This window comes from Aquisalimonas sp. 2447, assembly GCF_012044895.1.
GTDB lineage: Bacteria > Pseudomonadota > Gammaproteobacteria > Nitrococcales > Aquisalimonadaceae > Aquisalimonas.
In genome coordinates, this window is sequence record NZ_CP050695.1 from 2,632,620 (window position 1) to 2,649,361 (window position 16,742).

Genomic DNA, 16,742 nt, shown 5'->3' on the forward strand with positions numbered 1-16,742 from the left:
TCATATTGAGTCATGCCGCTGGCACCAGGTCCAGGCCGAGTTTCCGGGCTTTGCGCTGGAGGGCCCGGAGTTGGCGATCATGGCGCGTGGTCTCGAAGGCCTCGATGCTTTTCTCGACGTAGGGCTGGCCACGGGTGAGCATGGCATAGATCAGCCGGGCGAGCTGGTGGGCCGTGGCCTTGATCGCTTTGGCGGTGTCCATGCGTGTCAGTCTTGCGCGATGGGCGGCGCCGATGAAGCTGCGACTCGATCGCGCGTTCGAGGCGGCTTGGCGGAGTGCCTGGGCGGCGATGTTGTTGACCTTCGTCCCCGGCCCGCTGAGGGCTTTGCCACCCGAGATCCGGGTCGGTGGCGCGAGCCCGAGCCAGGAGCAGAAGTGCGCCTGGGAGGGAAAGCGCGAGAGGTCGGGGCCGATTTCTCCGGCGATCACCAGCACGGTGTCGACACCCAGCGATGGGATGGCGCTGAGATCGACCCCCATGGCCTGGACCAGTGCCTGTTGGAGCCGGCGCTGCTCGGCCGCGCTGCGGTGGGCGCTGCGCGAGGGGGTGGCGAGTTCAGTCGGGGCACAGGCACGCACGGGCAGTGCCTCGAGTGCCGAGAGGATCGCCCGATCACAGGCGCCGATCTGCTGCTCGAGAAAATCAAAGTGCGCCAGTGCCTGCTCGAGGGCAAAGAGATGCTCGACGCGCCAGTTGCCATGCAGGCTGCGCGCGACCGTCGCCTCGTCGGCGCGCAGCCGCCGATCGCGTAGCGTGGCGAGCTGCCACGGATCCCGCTCACCGGCGACAATCGCCCGCAGGATGCGCATCGCCGTCTTGCCCTTGAGGTCGCTGACGACATGGCCCAGATGCACGTTCATCTGCGCCAGCGCCTTGTGCATGTGGTTCAGACACCACGACTGGGCCTGGATCCGGCGACTGCGCTGGCGCACGAACGCACGCAGCGTGCACACCGCATCACCCGGGCGAAAGGCCCCGCTCAACAGACCGTGACTCATCAACTGCCAGATCCACTGACAGTCGAGCACATCGGACTTGCGCCCCGAGACCTGCCGCGTCGCCCGGGAGTTGACCAGCAGAACCTCAAAGCCCCGCGCATCAAGCACCTCAAAGGGCGCAATCCAGTACACCCCCGTCGCCTCCATCGCCACCTGGGTGATCCCCAGCGACTCCAGCCAGTCGGCCAGCGCCTGTAGATCGTCGGTGAAACCGCTGAAACACCGCACCGAGACCTCGCAACGCCCGGGATCCACCGCCACCCAATGCTCGTGACCCCCGACATCGATACCGGCACAATCCGGATGCACCACCTCCAACCGCCGCTTCTGCCTCTTGCCTGCCATGTCCGTTCCTCACATGATGATCACAAGGGCGTACGGGGAGACACGGCGGCGGTAGGGCTCACTCTCTCATACGAGGTCACGGCCAGTGCCGTGCCTTCAACGACTCCACGCCGATGCCGTGCGGGCCACTCTCCTACGCGGGTGCATGCACACCAGTGCGGCGTCTGGCCTCTGCTCTCCGTGCGCCCGCCTATCTTGCACCATGTTTGCTGCGCGACAGCGCACCAACAGCGTTGATGCGGAATCTCCTACGGCGCCTTCGCGCCGGTTGGCGTGGCTGTTGTGGGAGCGGCTTCAGCCGCGATGTACGGGCACTCTCCATGCGTCGTGGAGCCGCGACCGCGACTGCTATCGTGCGACTGTCAGTGTGCGCACGCCGTACCTGTCCCAGCCCGAGGCAGCGCTGACGTACACCTCGTGCCGGGCATCCGACAGGATCTCGCGTGCGTGCTGGCCCAGCGACTGGGCATCAGCCAGCCACCAGAGCAGCACGTGTGTTTGGAGCAGGAGCCTTCTCATTCGGCCTCGCCAGAGAAAGCCCTGATGACCTCTTCGGGGAGGTCATCGAAATCCGCGGCCATCCTGATCTGCCCCTTGAGCCGGCCCGGCGTCCGCGCTCCACCACTGGCACGGTAGGGCATCAGTTCCAGGTACGGTTTTCCAGCACGGGCGATCACCACGCGCTCGCCGCAGATCACGCGCTCACCGAGGCGGGACAGGGAGCTTTTCGCTTCGTGCATGTTGACCTGCATCGGGAACACCAGTGCTTAGCTAGATTAGCCCGACTGTAGTCGGACTAAGTCCGCATGGACAAGACAGCGCTCCGCGCATTCCGGTACCGAGGATGCACGCTTGCGCAGGGCTCCAGTGAAATGGCATCGAATCTGATAAACTAAGTCGGAAAGACTAACTTGAGGACATTATGGAAACCGTCAACATCCACGAGGCCAAGACCAATCTCTCTCGGCTACTCGAGAAGGCAGCCCGGGGTGAGCCGTTCATCATCGCCAAGGCCGGGCGGCCCATTGCCCGCGTCACCGGCATCGGTGCGCCGGAGCCCTCCGCCACCCGGCGCCTGGGGTTCCTCCAGAACGAGGTGAAGGTACCCGACGATTTCGATCGCATGGGCGAACAGGAGATCAGCGACCTGTTCGAGGGCTCGGATGATTCTGCTTCTTGATACGCATCTCCTGCTCTGGGCTGCGGGCCAGCCCGACAGACTCTCACCCGCAGCCCGGGATCTGATCACCGACGCGAGCAACGTGCTGTGGTTCAGTGCCGCCAGCATCTGGGAGGTGACCATCAAGCATGGGCTCGGACGCGACGACTTCCATGTCGAACCGCATCTGCTACGTCGGGGCCTGCTGGAGAACGGCTACCGCGAACTGGCGATCACCGGTGCACACACCCTGGCAGTGAGCCACCTGCCGGCCATTCATCGCGATCCGTTCGACCGCTTGCTGGTGGCGCAGGCGGAGAGCGAGGGCGTGTTGCTCCTGACAGCCGATGAGATCGTTGCGCGTTATCCCGGGCCGGTGCGGCGTGTTTAATGCTGTTTCACACGGGTCGCCGCTCATTTCGGTACCGCGTTGGAGCGTACGAACGCACCGTCCGGGGCTGTCTCCTGCGGGAGAGCTACGCCGCATCGCTTCGCAACAATGGCCATGCTCCCTGCCTGGACGCCTCCAGAACCACGACTTCCACGATGGTCCCGTCGTCGGCATAGCTGATGTGGGTATGCCAATCCTGAGATGCTTCCCGGACAATGGGCTTGTCCGACAGGTGCAGGACGAGAATGTCATCGGCCGCGTCGTAAGTTGTGCGCATGCTCAGTCCTCCCAACGGAAGTGGTGCATCACCGTTTTGACTATGAGCCGGTCTTCCAGCACAACGGCAGCACACACCAGGTTATAGTCGCGCCCGCGGAAAGACTTCGCAACCCAAAGCCGGCTCTCGTCCTTATGGCGAACTGCCCCCTCTGCCAAGAGCGCAAGGAGCATGACATCCGTAACGTTTCTTTGAGCCATGCGCTCTCTGGCGTGCCGGGTAACATCAACCGCTCTGTTAAACCTTCTGGAAAACATCCTTGTTCACGCTGCCAATGGGAAATCGGGTCTGCCGGTGAAACGCCTTCAGATCGCTCAGTCCCTCTTCGTGTTGGACCGGACGAACGCTCCTTCCGGGGCGTGCTCGGGGCGGCGGTACATCACCAGGTCCCAGGGGTAATGGGAGGGGTAGCGGGACTCGGTGTCATCGGCGGGCCGCTCGACATCGAAACCTCGCCGTTCCAGCGCACTGTAAGCCGCCTCAACACCGTTGTCGGCGGCAGAACGCAGGTAGGTCTCCGCCTTCTCCATATTCGCGTGAAATCCGTGGAGTTGCCCGAGAATCAGGTCGGCCAGCGGGTAACCCATGGCGCTGGCCTCCTCCAGGAGCTGGAAGGCGGGCTCGTAGTCCCACTCTCGCCCGGGGCTGTAGCGCAGGTAATCGACGGCAGCGATGTAGCGGGCAAGCTCGGTCATCGCGACCGGATCACCCATGGCAGCGGCGCGCTCGTAGGCGTCAACCATGGCTTGCTCGTCTTCATTTCGTTTGAATTCCATCCAGCCCAAAGCCGTCAGAGCCTTGGCACTGCCCTGCTCGGCGCCTTGGCGAAGAAACTCGTGGACCCTGTGCCGCAGCATCCCGGATCGATACTGGAGGCGGGCGGCGTAGAAGTACATGTCGGGGTGGGGGTCTTCAAGAGTCAGCACCGAGCGGCAGGTCGCCTGCTGCAAACGAATCCAGTCCCTGGCTTCGACACTGTCTTCAAGATCCGGGTACGCGCTGCAGAATTCCGCCCTTTCCTCAAAATCAAGGGTCTGTAGCACATCGTATAAATCGTCAACGCGGTCAGAGAACGGCCTTGCATCAGCTTCGGCAGCAACCCCCATACCTGGGCCGAGGGCAGCAATCACGAATGCGAGAAGGCCAGGCCACCCCAGCCGCGAACACGTCGATGTCATAACTCCAGCGCATCCTGCCATTGTTTGCATAGCTCCTTATCCAGATACACGAAGACGCCATCCTGGCGCCTTATAGCTGCCTTGACCGTTTCCAGACGCCCGATCGCCTTGGCACCAAGATCCTGAATGTGATCGCCCTTCTCCCTGGTCAGTTCTCGCTCGCGCTCCTGATCTTCCGCCTGGTTCTGGAAACCATGCGCGCGTAGCATCGACAGCCTTGCAGCAAGATCTCGGGATTTCTCCGGGTTGGGAACACGGATTCGAGATCGGCGTTTACCTCGAACATAGCTTTCGTGACCCAACTGCTCGCTCGCTTGCCGCTGAGATTCTTCCAGATCCGCCTCGATGCGCATGACCACCTCGCTCTCAAGCGTCGCGGACACCTCGGCCAATTCGCGGATTTCATCAATAAGACGCTCCAGCTCCTGGATCTCGGGCAACCGGAAATAGCGGTTGCACGTGACGAACGCGTCGCTGCGACCAGGTTCGTGCCCATGCTCTTCAAAGTTTCGACGAACATCCCGATAGGCTTCGAAATAATCGCTGGTCACTTCGTCCAGCGTCTTCATTGCCTCGAGCCGGTAATCCAGCGCGGACGCCGAGCGACCGAAATTCTCCGCCAGCGCCGGCTCGACTGCCTCCTCTACGATTTTCCCGACAATCCACCGAATCGCCTTCGCGATCGGTGACGCTGCTGCTTCCGTGCGTGCCACAGCCATGGCTTCTCTCCTTCCTCACGAGCGACGATTACGCGTGCTGTCGAATCCCACCACCACCGGCGCCACGGCATTGCCATCGGCGTCCTGGCCCACGTATTTCATCTCCACCGCCGTGAAGCTGAGGCGCAACGTCTCCAGCGGACAGGCGTTGCCCCGGCCACGGGCGCGTACGGTGTACTCGCTCAGCAATGCGTTGTGGAGAACGTATTCGGCGTAGGGTTCGGCCCCGTTACCATGACCGGTGCGGGTGAACCGCAGGGTGACGGTCTGCCCGCGGCCGCAGCAGGCGCCGAGGACCAGGGCAGGGGTCGCGCGGTCGGAGGGCCGGCGCACCGTGAGTTGATGGAATTCCGTGTTGCTGGCTTCCCGCTGGCCTCGTCGGCCCGAGGGCGAGGCAAGTTGCCGCTGCACGCCCCACTCGATGGTCTCGACGGGCAACCAGCCGGCGTGTCCGGCGTCGGCGACAGACCCCTGGACGTTGGGCATGGCCATGAAAATGGACATTGTTCCGCTCTCCCTGCTGAACATGTGGGCTGAACCAGAAACTGTGGAGAGGGAGAAGGAACACGCTGCGTGGATCACGTTCCCTGTGCCGGGGTGGAGCCCGGGGTTGCCCTCTCCGTGGGCAGTTGCTGGTTGGTTCAGGAGAGAAATTTAGGTGATGGCGGGCCTGGGTGCAAGGGGAGGGACTGCCCTGGCCGGTGCATTAAGATGCACCCTGCGAGTCGCGACTTACGTCGCTCCCACGCCTGGTAGCTGTGCACGGCGACATTGCGAAAACCAACTGCTGCTCGCATGCGGTCCCGCAATCCGGCGTCGATGATGCCTTCGGCACACAGCAGGTCGAACGCTTCCCCCATGGTCTGCGGTGCAGGCTGGCTGGTGTCGGATAGAACATGTGCGGCCATATCCACGCATAGCTGCACGGCCCGTGTGAGATTCACGCTGAGGATGTCCTGCCGGTCTAGATCCTCGCGGAGTGCGTTCGCGGACGCCGCCCGACGCTCTTCAATACGCCGGACGCACCAACGCAGCGCTTCTAGCTTTTCCGCCAGGATTACCGGGTCCATGCGTCGCGGCGCTCTTTGAGAATACGTTGACGGTAGGGCAGGAAATCCTCGGTATCGACCAGCAGACGTGAGACAAGGCCGTCGTAGGCGCGGCGATCCCGACATAACAGGCGAGTTCCATGGCGCAGCGCTTCCCGGAGCACGGGAACGCCCGCGGTGCGGAGGTCGACCAAGTCCACGGGGCGCCCGGTGCATTGGCCCAGGTCATGAATCAACGCCCGACGCCTGTCGGCGGAAAGCGGGCGGGCACACAGCACGCCGACATCGAGATCACTCTCGGGGGTGGCGGTCCCGTTGACCATGGACCCGAACGCGATTCCCACGAGGATATCCTCGTCTTCGGCAAGCCGCTGGCCGACAGAGTGCAACTCCGGATTCTGGGGCGCCGTCTCCATCCTTTTACTTTAACAGTTTCGGGCAATTACGGCCGCTCGGCGCCGTGGCTGTTGTGGGAGCGGCTTTAGCCGCGATGTACGGGCACTCTCCACGCGTCGCGGAGCCGCGACTGAGAATGTCCCTGCTATCGCGCGGCTGTCAGCGTGCGCACGCCGTACTTGGGGATGGTAGTATCTGCAGTCACGAGCACCAGCCCTTCGGCCTGTGCCTGCGCCACGAGCATGCGGTCGAAGGGGTCGGCATGGTGCGGTGGCAAGGCGCCTGCTTGTTCACCATGAAAGAAGCTGATCGGCAGCAGCTGGAAACCTTCCTCTTCGATGATGGTTTCCAGGTCGTCCGGGGCCTCGAGTTTGCCCAGGGCCTTCTTTATTGAAATTTCCCAGCCCGAGGCAGCGCTGACGTACACCTCGTGCCGGGCATCCGACAGGATCTCGCGTGCGTGCTGGCCCAGCGACGGGGCATCCGCCAGCCACCAGAGCAGCACGTGTGTATCGAGCAGGAGCCTTCTCATTCGGCCTCGCCGGAGAATGCCCTGATGACCTCCTCCGGGAGGTCATCGAAATCCGCGGCCATCCGGATCTGACCCTTAAGCCGGCCGGGCGTCCGCGTTCCACCACTGGCGCGGTAGGGCATCAGTTCCAGGTACGGTTTTCCGGCACGGGCGATCACCACGCGTTCGCCGCGGATCACGCGTTCACCGAGGCGGGACAGGGAGCTTTTCGCTTCGTGCATGTTGACTTGCATCGGGCACACCAGTGATTAGCTAGATTAGCCCGATTGTAGTCGGAGTGAGTCAGCACGGACAAGACAGCGCTCCGGGCCGGTGCGGCATATCCGGCCGCGCGGCCCCGTGGCTGTGATCACCGCGCATCGCTGGAGCGGCGGACGGGCTGTAGGCCCATTTCGTGACACCACTCTTCCAGAGCGTCCTTGAGTATTCGGTCCTCGTACTGGTTCCAGGCTGTCAGGAGATCCCGTTCGTCCAGCAGCGCCCTGAATCGACGGAAAGCCCCCTTGCGCGCGAAATACCGCTCGACTTCGGTCACGTCGTCCTCGGACAAATGCTGGTACGCGAAACGCAGGGCCAGGGGTTTCCCGGTGATCATGAGATCGCTTTTCTCCGGGACAGCGATGTAGTCGTCGGAGTCGTCGGCCTCTTCCAGGCTCGGCCAGGCTTCGCCTCGAACTTCATCATCCATCGCTTCGCCATACCAGCCGATTTCGCCGGTCGCGCGATGAACGAACGCGGCGGCATCGAAGGCAATACCGTCACTGACGTATTCGACAGAGGATGCAAGGTCGTCGAGATCGACTTCGGTCATGGGGATCCTCCAGTTCGTCGATTCGGTCTGTCTGCCTCGCATCCGTACTCAGCGGAAAGTCGCATGGCATTGGCACATGACAACTTTCGTAATCTACTTGTTCGCCAACAGGCTCTCCAGTGTATCGATCAAGTCGGGGATATCCCGGCGCACCGTTTCATACAGTAGTTCGTGATCAATATCACCGTACTCATGCGCGAGAACGTTCCGCTGCCCAATAATACGGCGCCAAGGAATCTCTGGCGTTTTCTCCATCCGCGCCAGCGATACCCGCGTGGCAGCTTCCCCCAGGATCTCCAGATTTCGCTCTGTTGCTCTCAGGAGCATCCTGTTGCTGAGAAACTCGCGGCGGGAGGCATTCGCGTTCATTTCAACCAGCTCTCGCGAGACCTCGAGCATGTCCCAGAGATAGGCCGGATCACGATCCTCATGCCGCATAAAGCTCTCGCTTTTCCCTTTCGATAGCCTTCCGCCGATAGGGGTTGCGCAGGATGCTTGGGGTTGTCAGATCGACGTCCCTTCCCCCGAACAGTCGCATGAATGCGTCTCGTGCCTCTGCCAAATCCCCGAGGGACGGCTGGACATTCATGCTGTATTCAATCATGAGATCAACATCGCTGTCCGGTCTCATTTCCCCACGCGCCGCTGACCCGAAAACGGTCAGCCGCTTGATGCCGTATTGGCTGCAAACGTCTTCGATGTCCCTTTCGGAAACACCCAACTGCCGGAGCAATGTCGACTTGGACAAGGCTGGTTGATCATCGGCGTTCATATGTGAAGTCTACTCGTCTCGACTGAGAACGTACTAGTCGCGACTGACGTCGCTCCCGCAATGGGAGCGGTGATTGTGGGTGTGGGAGCGGCTTCAGCCGCGATCACTTCGGGCCTCGGCAGGAGGAGTGCGTGACTCCGCGATGCGGACCGTGAGCTGACGCCCTGCTTCCGCCGCCCATGCTTCGATTCGGGCCTTGAGGGCGCGTTGTGCATGCGCTTCGCCGTGGACCAGGTGGATGGTGTGCGGCGGGCGGCGCATGCGGCGGACGAAGCGCAGGAGGCCGGCCTGGTCGGCGTGGGCGGAGTAGCCGCGGATGGTGTCCACGCGGGCGCGGATGGTGTGGCGTTCGCCGTCCAGTTCCACCCAGCCGCCACCGGGGCCGTACTGCTGGATGGCGCGGCCGGGGGTGCCGGCGGCCTGGTAGCCGACGAACAGCACGCAATGGCGTTCGTCCCCGAGCATGCGCTTGAGGTAGTTGACGACGCGGCCGCCGGCGGCCATGCCGCTTGCGGCGATGACCACCGCCGGGCGGCCGGTGCGGGCCAGGTAGTCGACGGTCTGCAGGTGTTCATCGTGGTCGTCGACGGTGTAGAGGTTGTCGAAGTCCAGCGGGTGGCGGCCGGCGCGCAGGCGCTTGTGGGCCTCGGCGTCCCAGTAGGGCTTGAGGTCGCGGTAGACCCGGGTGAAGCGGGCGGCCAGGGGCGAGTCGACGATGATCTCCAGGTTGGGCCAGTCGGTAGAGTCTGTGCCGGGTGTTCCGCTGTGGACCAGCCCTTCCAGCTCGTAGAGCAGCTCCTGGGTGCGGCCGATGGAGAACGCGGGGATGATGACGGTGCCGCGGTTCTCGAGGGCGCGGTCGATGGCGGCCTTGAGCCGTTTACGGCGATCATGCCGCCCCTCATGGTTGCGGTCCCCGTAGGTGCTCTCCAGGACGAGGCGGTCGGCACGGTGCGGGGGGTTCGGTGCCGTCAACAGCGGCGCGTGCGGGGCGCCCAGGTCGCCGGAGAACACGATGCGCTCCCCTGCCCCGCTCGCCACATCTTGGACGTCAACTTCCACGTAGGCCGAGCCGAGGATGTGCCCGGCGCGCTGGAGCCGGATGCGGACGCGGTGACGATCATCATCGACCAGGGTATGCCAGTCCCGGTAGTCCAGCGGCACCAGGCGCTGTTCCACCTCGGCGAGGAAACGCTGGATCATGCGCTCGTCGCGGGTGAAGCCGATTTTCAGGGCGTCCTCGATGACCAGCGGCAGCAGCCGCGCGGAGGGCACGGAGCAGAGGATCGGCCCCTGGTAGCCGGCGGCCAGCAGATAAGGCAACCGGCCGATGTGGTCGATGTGCACGTGGGTGACGATCAGCGCCAGGAGATCGGCCACGGGGAAGTCGACATGGTGCTGCTCGAGGTGGTCGTCCTCGATGGTGTCCTCGCCCTGGAACAGGCCGCAGTCCACCAGAAGGGCGCGGTCCGTGGCGATCTGCAGGCGGTGGCAGCTTCCGGTGACGCCATCGGCGCCGCCGTGATGGGTGATGATGGCGTGGTCCATTCCCTGGTCCTCGGTCGTTCGTTGTAAGTTCGATAGTGTATCGGCAGCGTCATGACAGCAACACTCGGCGAACCAACTCGTCGAGCGAACTCGTAGGGCGGACCTTCAGGTCCGCCTATGGGGCTTCGATAAGCCAACTTGGCTAGCATGTCTCTAACGGCGGACCTGAAGGTCCGCCCTACAGGTCCGTCCTGCGCGCTACGCTCGTTCCGCGGGGTTGCCGCCGCGGGCTGCATGTCGACGGGAGGCGGCCCTTCAGGTCCGCTGAGCAGGCCGGAAGGGGCGCAGCGCCAGCCCCGGGAGCTGTCTGTAGTGTTTGACGTTCCCGGTAATCAGCTCGCGCCCCGTCTCCATGGCGGTAGCGGCGATAAGGGCATCCGCCAGTTGCAGGGAGTCGGCCAGGGCATGCTCTTCCATGAGAAAGCTCGCGCGGGCCGATATGGCCTCGCTGACGTGGATGATATCCGCGTGCCAGTACTGGAAGGCCTGCCGAAGCTGTCGGAGTTCCTTTTTGTCGCGCAGCCCCTGCAGGAGTTCCATATAGCTTACTGCGGAGATCGCAAACCCCCGGGCACCGTCCAGCAACTTGGCGGCCCTGTGATCTCCTCGCAGGTTCCAGATCACGACATCCGTGTCCACCAGGATCATGGCAGTTGCCTCCCTTTGCGCATGTCTCTGACCTGCTGCCCGACGTCCTCTTCCCGGTCGGCCCACAGACCGAACGCAGGGTTGATGCCGTTGCCAGCTTGCTCGGCGGCAGGCTGCTGCCAACCCTGCAGCACCGCGCGGCGCTTTCCGCGATAGGTGATGTATACGGTTTCACCGCGATCAGCGGCTGCCAGGATTTCGGCCGTGTGAAGGCGGAGGTCTTTGGTGGTGGCTTCCATGTTGGCGCCCGTCGTTACACTTTATGGTGAAACTTTAGATGATCGAGGCGGGAGTGTCGAGGCCTGGGCGGCGCCCTTGGGCGAGCGGCTTTTGGGCCGCACGGTGCATCAAGATGCACCCTGACTACCGGTGCCGGGGATCCGGCTGTGCGGCATTTGTTGAGCCCTGTAGGGCGGACCTTCAGGTCCGCCGTTGCCTAGCATGCATACCACTTCGGCTCATCGAGGCCCCATCGGCGGACGTCGGGTAGGCCGGCCGGTTACCCGGCCGGCCCCCCACAGATCCACTCGTGCGGGTTTCCCGCAAGTGGCTCCTCGTGTGAGTGGCTTCGCTACGTGGCGCAGATCCTGGCCCGGGCGAGCGGGTAACACTCCAGGAACCGGGAGAACTCCGACCACGGGATCGCCGCCTTCTGCGAGCGCCGCGACAGCCATCGGTGCCAGGAGCGCATCGCCTGGGAGCGGACCTGGTCGATCGCTGCAAAGTTACCACGCACGCCGAAGTAGGCGTAGTGGCCCCGGAGTCTGCGGTTCAGGGCTTGCCACTGCTCAACCACGGGGTGATGCCGCATCACACAGCACCAACGATCGATTGCATGCATGGCCCGGCGCAGCCGATCCCGCGCCGTCTTGCGCTTGACCACCCAGCGCCCTCGCCTCGACCGCCCCCAGTAGTGGGTGAAGCCGAGAAAATCGAAGGTCTCCGGGTGCGGTCCTCCGCCCGATCCGGGCCGGTCGAACCGCACAACCCGGGTCTTCTCCGGGTGGAGTTCCAGCCCGTAGCGCGCAAAACGCTTGGGCAGCACCTCCATCACCCGCCGGGCATCGCTCTCGCAGGCGAACACCAGCAGCGCATCGTCGGCAAAACGCACCAGGTGCGCCTCACCGCGCAACCGGGGCCGGACACTGTCCTCGAACCACGTATCCAGCACCTCGTGGAGGAAAATGTTGGCGAGCATCGGCGAGATCACCCCGCCCTGCGGGTGCCCCGCCAGGCTGGCGCCACTGCCCTTCCTCCAGCACGCCGGCGTTCAACCATTTGCCGATCAACCGAACCAGCACGCCGTCACGTACCCGCCGACGCAGCACCTCCCGCAACAGACCATGGTCGACCCGGTCAAAGAACTTGCGCACGTCAAGATCAATCACCCAGCCACCGCCCATCGCCATCAACGGCCGCCAGACCGCCTGCAGCGCCTGGTGCGCCGAGCGTCCCGGCGGAAGCCGTACGAGCCCTCGTGGAACTCCGGCTCGTAGACCGCCTCCAGCACCATCGCCACCGCCCGCTGGAGCACCTTGTCCTCAAACGTCGGAATGCCGAGCGCTCGGCGCTCGCTCCCGTCACCCTTGGGGATCGAGGTGCCCCGCACCGGCGGCGCCCGGTACGCCCCGGACTTCGCCCGCTCCAGCAGCGAGCTCAGGTTCGCCTCAAGCTCCTCGCCGTAGGCGGCACCCGTGCGACCATCAACGCCCGGCGCCCCGTCCTTGCGCGTGCGTCGATACGCCTCACGCAACCACGCCTCGTCAATGTGATGGGCCAACGTCAAAAGCGGCCTGTCCGGAAGACGCCGCGCCAGATCCGCTATCTGTTGGCATCGCGTTGAGATGAGATCAGAGTCCAATGCCTCCGCCATCGGTCCCTCCAACAGCTCCACTCACACGGTCTCCCCTTCCCCTTCACCGGGTCCGCTGGGGCGCGTTCCCCGGCTGCTCCGGTACTATGGGAGACTCCGACTGCCTGCCGCCCGTCTGGCACCGCTCTGGCTGTCCTCGCAGCACCATACCGCCGCAGCGCCCTCAGCCTTCGCTCCAGCAGCAGGAGGACGCTCCCACCACTGGCCCGGACTGCGGATCAGCGGTCGCCCGCACCGTCTACTTCTTAGGCGGAGACGACAGGCCCTCCCAGGTTCCTGGGGGACCCCAATGTGCCCATGCCCCGCTCTCGGACCCCGGCGGGCACACCACACCAGGCCTCTACAGTGCAGCGTTACTGCCTTCCGGTCTTCAGACACCGTCGGCACCCACAATGTCGCGGATTTCGGGGCTCAATCACGCAGCCTGGACACTCGCTGTCTACGCTTCACCACAGCAGTTACCCACTGCAGCGCAAGACTCGCTTCCGGCTGGTGGCCAACCTCTACCGGGCGGGCTCAACGGCCCGCTGGGTCCCTCTCGCAATTTCATGGCCGCCTCCATGCCACCAATCCCAAGCGACCAGGCTTCGCCTGGCGCTCCTGAAGGTCCGCCCTACGGATCTGCTCTGGGGGTCAGGTGCGGTCGATGGCGTGTTCGGAAAGGGTGATGCGCTGGGACTGGTGCATGATGTCCAGGAGCACGACGACGCGCTCTTCACCGCTGCGGGCCTGGAACAGGGCCTCGTGGCCGGCGAAGGGGCCCTGGGTGATGCGCACACGCTGGTTCGGAGTGTAATCGGTGTTGGTGGTGAGATCCACACAGCCGCTTTCCGGGTCGATCTGGGCCTGGATGGTCTCGACCACGGAGAGCGGCACGGGCACGGGATAGGTGCCGAAGCGCACCAGGCCCAGCACGCCGCGGGTGGAGCGAATGGGCGCCCAGTTCTCGTTGACGTCGTCCAGGTCCACGAACAGGTAGCGCGGGAACAGGGATTCGGTGACGGTGGTCATGCGACCGCCACGGCGCCGGCGCTGGCGGACCATGGGCCGGAAGACGCTGAAACCCTGGTTCTGCAGGTTCTGCTCGGCCCGGGCATCCTCGTTGGCCTTGCATTGGACGGCGTACCAGTGCCGCATGGGGCCTCCTGCGCCTTGGAGTTGCATTCCTGGCTGATCACGGCGGACCTGAAGGTCCGCCCTACGGTGCTGTGAGCGCTGTTGGGCAGTTTACCAAATGAAGACCAATGGCAGGGCGCATCTGTAGGGCTGTAGGGCGGACCTTCAGGTCCGCCGCCTCCATACATGCAAACCAAGGCGGCTTATCGAAGCCCTGAATTTTGTCGGATTCGAGAGCGGCGGCCGCTCCGGGCGTGGGTTTGATGGTGCATCAAGATGCACCCTACGCCCACTGGCCGGGCCCGGGGGAACGTAGGGTGCATCTTGATGCACCTTCCGGGGCCCGATTTCCCCGCGGGGGAGGAATCGGAGGCGGCGCGGTTCACCGGGATGCGCCCGGCGGCACGCCGCCCGCCGCTAGTCGCCGCGCTTGAACCGGGCGAGGTGCTTGCGGTCGTGCTTGTCGGGGCGCTGTTTCGGCTGGGGGAAGGCGGCGTTCTGGGCGCGGATCTGTTCGCGGGTCTCTTCCCGGCGGGCGATGCTCTCGGGGGTTTCCTCGTAGAGGCTCTCGGCCACCTTTGCGGGACCGCGTTTCTCCGAGAGATCGCGCACGATGATGTGGAACTCGTAGGCGTCCTTGCGGACGCGCAGCTCATCCCCGGGACGCACGGTCTTGGCCGGCTTCGCGCGGGTGTCGTTCAGCTCCACCTTGCCGCCCTGGATGGCCTCGGTGGCCAGGCGGCGGGTCTTGAAGAACCGCGCCGCCCAGAGCCATTTGTCCACGCGGACACCTTCGTCACTCATGCATCAACGCGAGGTTGTACCCCGTATCCGCCGTAGATGTAGTCGGTGAGTTCGGCGATGCGGTGCTCCTGGCCGTCCACCACGGCGCCGATGAGATCGCGCACGGAGACCATGCCGATCAGGGTGTCACCGTCCATGACGGGCAGATGCCGGCAGTTGCGGGTGTTCACCAGCACCATGGCGTGCTGCACGGTATCCGTGGGCTTGATTACCACCACGTCGCTGGTCATGACCTCGGCCACGGGTGTCTCGTCGGCGTTGCGGTGGCTCTCAACCACGCGCCGCAGCACGTCGCGCTCGGTAAAGATGCCTGCCAGATGGCCTTTGTCCATCACGGCAACCGCGCCCACGCGGGCCTGGTTCATCGTCCGCACCGCGTCGGCAACGGTGGCATCGCGCTCGACGGTGTGCAGGTCGCCCGGCCGCTTCTCCAGCAGCTTGCTTACCGGCTGATCCATGCGAATCTCCCCCTTGTTCTTAATCGTTGTGCAGCGGTTGCTGCGCCACAATGATGCCGTCTTCGTCGGCGTAGAGATAGGACCCCGCGCGGACGGTGATGCCGGCAAAGGTCACGGACGCGTCCCGCTCCCCCTCCCCTTTCTTGACACTCTTGAGGGGGTGGGTGTTCAGCGCCTTGACGCCGATATCCATGTCGGCAAGGTCGGCGGAGTCACGGATACAGCCATAGACCACGATGCCTGTCCAGCCGTTCTGGCGGCCCATCTCGGCGAGGTTGTCCCCCAGCAGGGCGCAGCGCATGGAGCCACCGCCGTCCACCACCAGGACGCGGCCTTCGCCCGGCTCTTCCAGCGCGGCGCGGACCAGCGAGTTGTCCTCGAACACCTTGACGGTGCTGATGGGGCCGTGGAACTGGCGGCGACCGCCGAAATCCCGGAACAGTGGCGTGGCGATGGCCAGGTGATCGGAGTGGTCGTCGCAGAGGTCGGTTGTCTTCAGGCTCATGGAACTCCTCGAGATGCGTTATTCTGGGAAAGTTACCAAAGGTAAGAAACCTGCGGTGAAATGTCACCCCGCGTGCGGGACGGGAGCGTCCGCACCACCGTCCAGGCGAGGAGTATCACCCCCATGACCAGCACGCCACCCGACTACCAGCCGGACGCCCAGCCTCTGCGCGCGCAGCTGCAGTCGGCCCGGCGCCCTATTCTGCTGGGCGTGGCGGGGGACAGCGGCAGCGGCAAGACCACCTATACCCATGGCATTCGCCGACTGCTGGGCAATGACATGGTCACTTCCATCCCGCTGGACGGCTACCACCGCGAGGACCGGGCCCAGCGCCGCCGCAGCGGCCGGCTGCCGCTGGACCCGGGCAACAATCACCTGGACCTGGTGGAAGAGCATCTGCGCTCCCTGCGCAAGGGCCGCCCGGTGGAGGTTCCGGTGTACAACCACCAGACGGGGTGCTTCGATGCACCGCAGATCGTGCGGCCGACGCCGGTGGTCATCATCGAGGGGCTGCATGCACTCTACCAGCACCTGTTGCCGCACCTGGATTTCAGCCTGTATGTGGACACGGACCGGGAGGTGAAGTGGCGCTGGAAGTTCGAGCGGGATGTCTCCTACCGCGGCCATGACCCCGGCGAACTGGAGGACGAGATCCAGCGTCGCGAGGCAGCCTACAAGCAGTGGATCGATTTCCAGAAGACCAGTGCCGATGTGGTGGTGAAAATCCACGAAAGTCAGCTGGCCCAGCTCGCTCACCAGAAGTACGCGGGTTCCGTGCCGGATAACTGCTACCACCTGGAGATCGTGCTGACGCCTTCGGATCTGCCCCTGCCGGCGCTGAACTTGCCGGTGAACCTCAATGCCGTCATGGATGCCGGCACCCGGCCGTTCATGCTCGCCGCCGTGCCCAGCAGCTACTGGGGCAAGCATGTGAACGTCACCCACATGGACGGCGTAATGCCCCTGGAGGCGATGCAGCGCATCGAGGAGGACATCATGCAGCTCACCGGCATTGCCGAGGATCTGGAGGCCTGCCTGGTCACGGAAGAGGCACAGAACTCCACCATGCGCTTTGCCCAGTCGCTGGTGGCGTGGCCGTTCCTCGGTCACGTGCGGGCCAAGCTCATGGAATGGCAGGCGGAAGACCTCCGGTAGTGGACC

The 16,742-nt window shown here is 64.2% G+C and carries 28 protein-coding genes; 3 read left to right on the plus strand and 25 right to left on the minus strand.

Translation table 11 applies throughout. From position 1 onward, the window contains the following. Positions 1-10 precede the first annotated feature (10 nt). From KU884_RS12410 to KU884_RS12420, 3 genes are all read right to left on the minus strand, one after another. Positions 11-1,345 (minus strand): IS110 family transposase, encoded by a 1,335-nt coding sequence (locus tag KU884_RS12410; protein WP_167782920.1) that lies wholly within the window; start codon positions 1,343-1,345, stop codon positions 11-13. Between the two features lie 348 nt (positions 1,346-1,693). Beyond that, positions 1,694-1,864: a type II toxin-antitoxin system VapC family toxin gene (locus KU884_RS12415; RefSeq protein WP_167782921.1), complete on the minus strand. Its 171-nt coding sequence runs from the start codon at positions 1,862-1,864 to the stop codon at positions 1,694-1,696. Beyond that, a complete protein-coding gene (locus tag KU884_RS12420; protein ID WP_217351360.1) occupies positions 1,861-2,085 on the minus strand; it encodes a type II toxin-antitoxin system Phd/YefM family antitoxin in 225 nt (74 codons plus the stop codon). Before KU884_RS12420 ends, KU884_RS12415 begins: the two co-directional genes overlap by 4 nt. A 179-nt stretch (positions 2,086-2,264) precedes the next feature. On the opposite strand from KU884_RS12420, the gene KU884_RS12425 reads away from it, so the two are divergent. Both KU884_RS12425 and KU884_RS12430 read left to right on the plus strand, forming a co-directional pair. Continuing rightward, the gene (locus tag KU884_RS12425; RefSeq protein ID WP_217351500.1) at positions 2,265-2,525 is read left to right on the plus strand and encodes a type II toxin-antitoxin system Phd/YefM family antitoxin; all 261 of its coding nucleotides are present in this window, start codon (positions 2,265-2,267) and stop codon (positions 2,523-2,525) included. Next, positions 2,509-2,895, plus strand: coding sequence for a type II toxin-antitoxin system VapC family toxin (locus KU884_RS12430; protein WP_167782924.1), 387 nt, complete (start codon positions 2,509-2,511; stop codon positions 2,893-2,895). Before KU884_RS12425 ends, KU884_RS12430 begins: the two co-directional genes overlap by 17 nt. 85 nt (positions 2,896-2,980) lie before the next feature. On the opposite strand, the gene KU884_RS12435 is transcribed toward KU884_RS12430, so the two are convergent. The 22 genes from KU884_RS12435 to rraA all read right to left on the minus strand — a co-directional run bounded on the left by KU884_RS12435 (position 2,981) and on the right by rraA (position 15,581). Continuing rightward, a complete protein-coding gene (locus KU884_RS12435; protein ID WP_167782925.1) occupies positions 2,981-3,172 on the minus strand; it encodes a DUF2283 domain-containing protein in 192 nt (63 codons plus the stop codon). Between the two features lie 2 nt (positions 3,173-3,174). After that, positions 3,175-3,429 carry a DUF4258 domain-containing protein gene (locus KU884_RS12440; protein WP_167782926.1) on the minus strand — a complete coding sequence of 85 codons (255 nt, stop codon included), beginning with the start codon at positions 3,427-3,429 and terminating at the stop codon, positions 3,175-3,177. A 57-nt stretch (positions 3,430-3,486) separates the two neighbouring features. Further along, positions 3,487-4,215: a tetratricopeptide repeat protein gene (locus KU884_RS12445; RefSeq protein WP_167782927.1), complete on the minus strand. Its 729-nt coding sequence runs from the start codon at positions 4,213-4,215 to the stop codon at positions 3,487-3,489. Between the two features lie 131 nt (positions 4,216-4,346). Further along, positions 4,347-5,069: a hypothetical protein gene (locus KU884_RS12450; protein WP_167782928.1), complete on the minus strand. Its 723-nt coding sequence runs from the start codon at positions 5,067-5,069 to the stop codon at positions 4,347-4,349. A 15-nt stretch (positions 5,070-5,084) separates the two neighbouring features. Continuing rightward, entirely contained in the window at positions 5,085-5,573 is a 489-nt protein-coding gene (locus KU884_RS12455; protein WP_167782929.1) for a type VI secretion system tube protein Hcp, read from the minus strand. Positions 5,574-5,710: 137 nt separating this feature from the next. Then, positions 5,711-6,139: a DUF86 domain-containing protein gene (locus KU884_RS12460; protein WP_167782930.1), complete on the minus strand. Its 429-nt coding sequence runs from the start codon at positions 6,137-6,139 to the stop codon at positions 5,711-5,713. After that, positions 6,127-6,534, minus strand: coding sequence for a nucleotidyltransferase domain-containing protein (locus KU884_RS12465; protein WP_167782931.1), 408 nt, complete (start codon positions 6,532-6,534; stop codon positions 6,127-6,129). The genes KU884_RS12460 and KU884_RS12465 overlap by 13 nt, the downstream gene beginning before the upstream one ends. Before the next feature lie 125 nt (positions 6,535-6,659). Next, entirely contained in the window at positions 6,660-7,046 is a 387-nt protein-coding gene (locus tag KU884_RS12470; protein ID WP_167782932.1) for a type II toxin-antitoxin system VapC family toxin, read from the minus strand. Then, positions 7,043-7,279 carry a type II toxin-antitoxin system Phd/YefM family antitoxin gene (locus KU884_RS12475; RefSeq protein WP_167782933.1) on the minus strand — a complete coding sequence of 79 codons (237 nt, stop codon included), beginning with the start codon at positions 7,277-7,279 and terminating at the stop codon, positions 7,043-7,045. Before KU884_RS12475 ends, KU884_RS12470 begins: the two co-directional genes overlap by 4 nt. Positions 7,280-7,395: 116 nt before the next feature. Next, on the minus strand, positions 7,396-7,857 hold the full coding sequence (locus KU884_RS12480) for a hypothetical protein (protein ID WP_167782934.1): 462 nt from the start codon (positions 7,855-7,857) through the stop codon (positions 7,396-7,398). 93 nt (positions 7,858-7,950) lie between these two features. Further along, positions 7,951-8,295 carry a DUF86 domain-containing protein gene (locus KU884_RS12485; protein WP_167782935.1) on the minus strand — a complete coding sequence of 115 codons (345 nt, stop codon included), beginning with the start codon at positions 8,293-8,295 and terminating at the stop codon, positions 7,951-7,953. Next, positions 8,285-8,629 carry a nucleotidyltransferase family protein gene (locus tag KU884_RS12490; protein ID WP_167782936.1) on the minus strand — a complete coding sequence of 115 codons (345 nt, stop codon included), beginning with the start codon at positions 8,627-8,629 and terminating at the stop codon, positions 8,285-8,287. The genes KU884_RS12485 and KU884_RS12490 overlap by 11 nt, the downstream gene beginning before the upstream one ends. Before the next feature lie 93 nt (positions 8,630-8,722). Then, complete coding sequence (locus tag KU884_RS12495) at positions 8,723-10,177, minus strand: MBL fold metallo-hydrolase RNA specificity domain-containing protein (RefSeq protein WP_167782937.1); 1,455 nt, start codon at positions 10,175-10,177, stop codon at positions 8,723-8,725. Between the two features lie 255 nt (positions 10,178-10,432). After that, positions 10,433-10,822, minus strand: coding sequence for a type II toxin-antitoxin system VapC family toxin (locus tag KU884_RS12500; RefSeq protein ID WP_167784245.1), 390 nt, complete (start codon positions 10,820-10,822; stop codon positions 10,433-10,435). Beyond that, positions 10,822-11,064, minus strand: coding sequence for a prevent-host-death family protein (locus KU884_RS12505; RefSeq protein ID WP_167782938.1), 243 nt, complete (start codon positions 11,062-11,064; stop codon positions 10,822-10,824). Before KU884_RS12505 ends, KU884_RS12500 begins: the two co-directional genes overlap by 1 nt. A 332-nt stretch (positions 11,065-11,396) precedes the next feature. Further along, complete coding sequence (locus tag KU884_RS12510; protein ID WP_254432049.1) at positions 11,397-12,023, minus strand: reverse transcriptase domain-containing protein; 627 nt, start codon at positions 12,021-12,023, stop codon at positions 11,397-11,399. After that, positions 11,947-12,234 carry a hypothetical protein gene (locus tag KU884_RS12515; RefSeq protein ID WP_217351362.1) on the minus strand — a complete coding sequence of 96 codons (288 nt, stop codon included), beginning with the start codon at positions 12,232-12,234 and terminating at the stop codon, positions 11,947-11,949. Before KU884_RS12515 ends, KU884_RS12510 begins: the two co-directional genes overlap by 77 nt. After that, positions 12,234-12,605 (minus strand): hypothetical protein, encoded by a 372-nt coding sequence (locus tag KU884_RS12520; protein ID WP_217351363.1) that lies wholly within the window; start codon positions 12,603-12,605, stop codon positions 12,234-12,236. Before KU884_RS12520 ends, KU884_RS12515 begins: the two co-directional genes overlap by 1 nt. A gap of 726 nt (positions 12,606-13,331) precedes the next feature. After that, entirely contained in the window at positions 13,332-13,835 is a 504-nt protein-coding gene (rfaH, locus tag KU884_RS12525) for a transcription/translation regulatory transformer protein RfaH (protein ID WP_167782939.1), read from the minus strand. Between the two features lie 396 nt (positions 13,836-14,231). Beyond that, positions 14,232-14,618: an RNA-binding S4 domain-containing protein gene (locus tag KU884_RS12530; RefSeq protein ID WP_167782940.1), complete on the minus strand. Its 387-nt coding sequence runs from the start codon at positions 14,616-14,618 to the stop codon at positions 14,232-14,234. Then, complete coding sequence (locus KU884_RS12535; RefSeq protein WP_254432050.1) at positions 14,615-15,076, minus strand: CBS domain-containing protein; 462 nt, start codon at positions 15,074-15,076, stop codon at positions 14,615-14,617. The genes KU884_RS12530 and KU884_RS12535 overlap by 4 nt, the downstream gene beginning before the upstream one ends. A 19-nt stretch (positions 15,077-15,095) precedes the next feature. After that, complete coding sequence (gene rraA, locus KU884_RS12540; RefSeq protein ID WP_167782941.1) at positions 15,096-15,581, minus strand: ribonuclease E activity regulator RraA; 486 nt, start codon at positions 15,579-15,581, stop codon at positions 15,096-15,098. 123 nt (positions 15,582-15,704) lie between these two features. Here rraA and KU884_RS12545 point away from each other — a divergent pair, with 123 nt between their 5' ends. Then, positions 15,705-16,736, plus strand: a complete 1,032-nt coding sequence (locus KU884_RS12545; protein ID WP_167782942.1) for a phosphoribulokinase — start codon at positions 15,705-15,707, stop codon at positions 16,734-16,736. Positions 16,737-16,742: the final 6 nt, after the last annotated feature.

Excerpts from the sequence above, each read along its gene's own strand:
- rraA (WP_167782941.1), bottom strand. The coding sequence starts at position 15,581 with ATGAGCCTGAAGACAACCGACCTCTGCGACGACCACTCCGATCACCTG.
- KU884_RS12505 (WP_167782938.1), bottom strand. The coding sequence starts at position 11,064 with ATGGAAGCCACCACCAAAGACCTCCGCCTTCACACGGCCGAAATCCTG.
- KU884_RS12510 (WP_254432049.1), bottom strand. The coding sequence starts at position 12,023 with ATGCTCGCCAACATTTTCCTCCACGAGGTGCTGGATACGTGGTTCGAG.
- KU884_RS12440 (WP_167782926.1), bottom strand. The coding sequence starts at position 3,429 with ATGTTTTCCAGAAGGTTTAACAGAGCGGTTGATGTTACCCGGCACGCC.
- KU884_RS12435 (WP_167782925.1), bottom strand. The coding sequence starts at position 3,172 with ATGCGCACAACTTACGACGCGGCCGATGACATTCTCGTCCTGCACCTG.
- KU884_RS12530 (WP_167782940.1), bottom strand. The coding sequence starts at position 14,618 with ATGAGTGACGAAGGTGTCCGCGTGGACAAATGGCTCTGGGCGGCGCGG.
- KU884_RS12420 (WP_217351360.1), bottom strand. The coding sequence starts at position 2,085 with ATGCACGAAGCGAAAAGCTCCCTGTCCCGCCTCGGTGAGCGCGTGATC.
- KU884_RS12465 (WP_167782931.1), bottom strand. The coding sequence starts at position 6,534 with ATGGAGACGGCGCCCCAGAATCCGGAGTTGCACTCTGTCGGCCAGCGG.
- KU884_RS12480 (WP_167782934.1), bottom strand. The coding sequence starts at position 7,857 with ATGACCGAAGTCGATCTCGACGACCTTGCATCCTCTGTCGAATACGTC.
- KU884_RS12410 (WP_167782920.1), bottom strand. The coding sequence starts at position 1,345 with ATGGCAGGCAAGAGGCAGAAGCGGCGGTTGGAGGTGGTGCATCCGGAT.
- KU884_RS12485 (WP_167782935.1), bottom strand. The coding sequence starts at position 8,295 with ATGCGGCATGAGGATCGTGATCCGGCCTATCTCTGGGACATGCTCGAG.
- KU884_RS12535 (WP_254432050.1), bottom strand. The coding sequence starts at position 15,076 with ATGGATCAGCCGGTAAGCAAGCTGCTGGAGAAGCGGCCGGGCGACCTG.
- KU884_RS12415 (WP_167782921.1), bottom strand. The coding sequence starts at position 1,864 with ATGAGAAGGCTCCTGCTCCAAACACACGTGCTGCTCTGGTGGCTGGCT.
- KU884_RS12475 (WP_167782933.1), bottom strand. The coding sequence starts at position 7,279 with ATGCAAGTCAACATGCACGAAGCGAAAAGCTCCCTGTCCCGCCTCGGT.
- KU884_RS12495 (WP_167782937.1), bottom strand. The coding sequence starts at position 10,177 with ATGGACCACGCCATCATCACCCATCACGGCGGCGCCGATGGCGTCACC.
- KU884_RS12470 (WP_167782932.1), bottom strand. The coding sequence starts at position 7,046 with ATGAGAAGGCTCCTGCTCGATACACACGTGCTGCTCTGGTGGCTGGCG.
- KU884_RS12490 (WP_167782936.1), bottom strand. The coding sequence starts at position 8,629 with ATGAACGCCGATGATCAACCAGCCTTGTCCAAGTCGACATTGCTCCGG.
- KU884_RS12455 (WP_167782929.1), bottom strand. The coding sequence starts at position 5,573 with ATGTCCATTTTCATGGCCATGCCCAACGTCCAGGGGTCTGTCGCCGAC.
- KU884_RS12450 (WP_167782928.1), bottom strand. The coding sequence starts at position 5,069 with ATGGCTGTGGCACGCACGGAAGCAGCAGCGTCACCGATCGCGAAGGCG.
- KU884_RS12430 (WP_167782924.1), top strand. The coding sequence starts at position 2,509 with ATGATTCTGCTTCTTGATACGCATCTCCTGCTCTGGGCTGCGGGCCAG.
- KU884_RS12545 (WP_167782942.1), top strand. The coding sequence starts at position 15,705 with ATGACCAGCACGCCACCCGACTACCAGCCGGACGCCCAGCCTCTGCGC.
- KU884_RS12515 (WP_217351362.1), bottom strand. The coding sequence starts at position 12,234 with ATGGCGATGGGCGGTGGCTGGGTGATTGATCTTGACGTGCGCAAGTTC.
- rfaH (WP_167782939.1), bottom strand. The coding sequence starts at position 13,835 with ATGCGGCACTGGTACGCCGTCCAATGCAAGGCCAACGAGGATGCCCGG.
- KU884_RS12460 (WP_167782930.1), bottom strand. The coding sequence starts at position 6,139 with ATGGACCCGGTAATCCTGGCGGAAAAGCTAGAAGCGCTGCGTTGGTGC.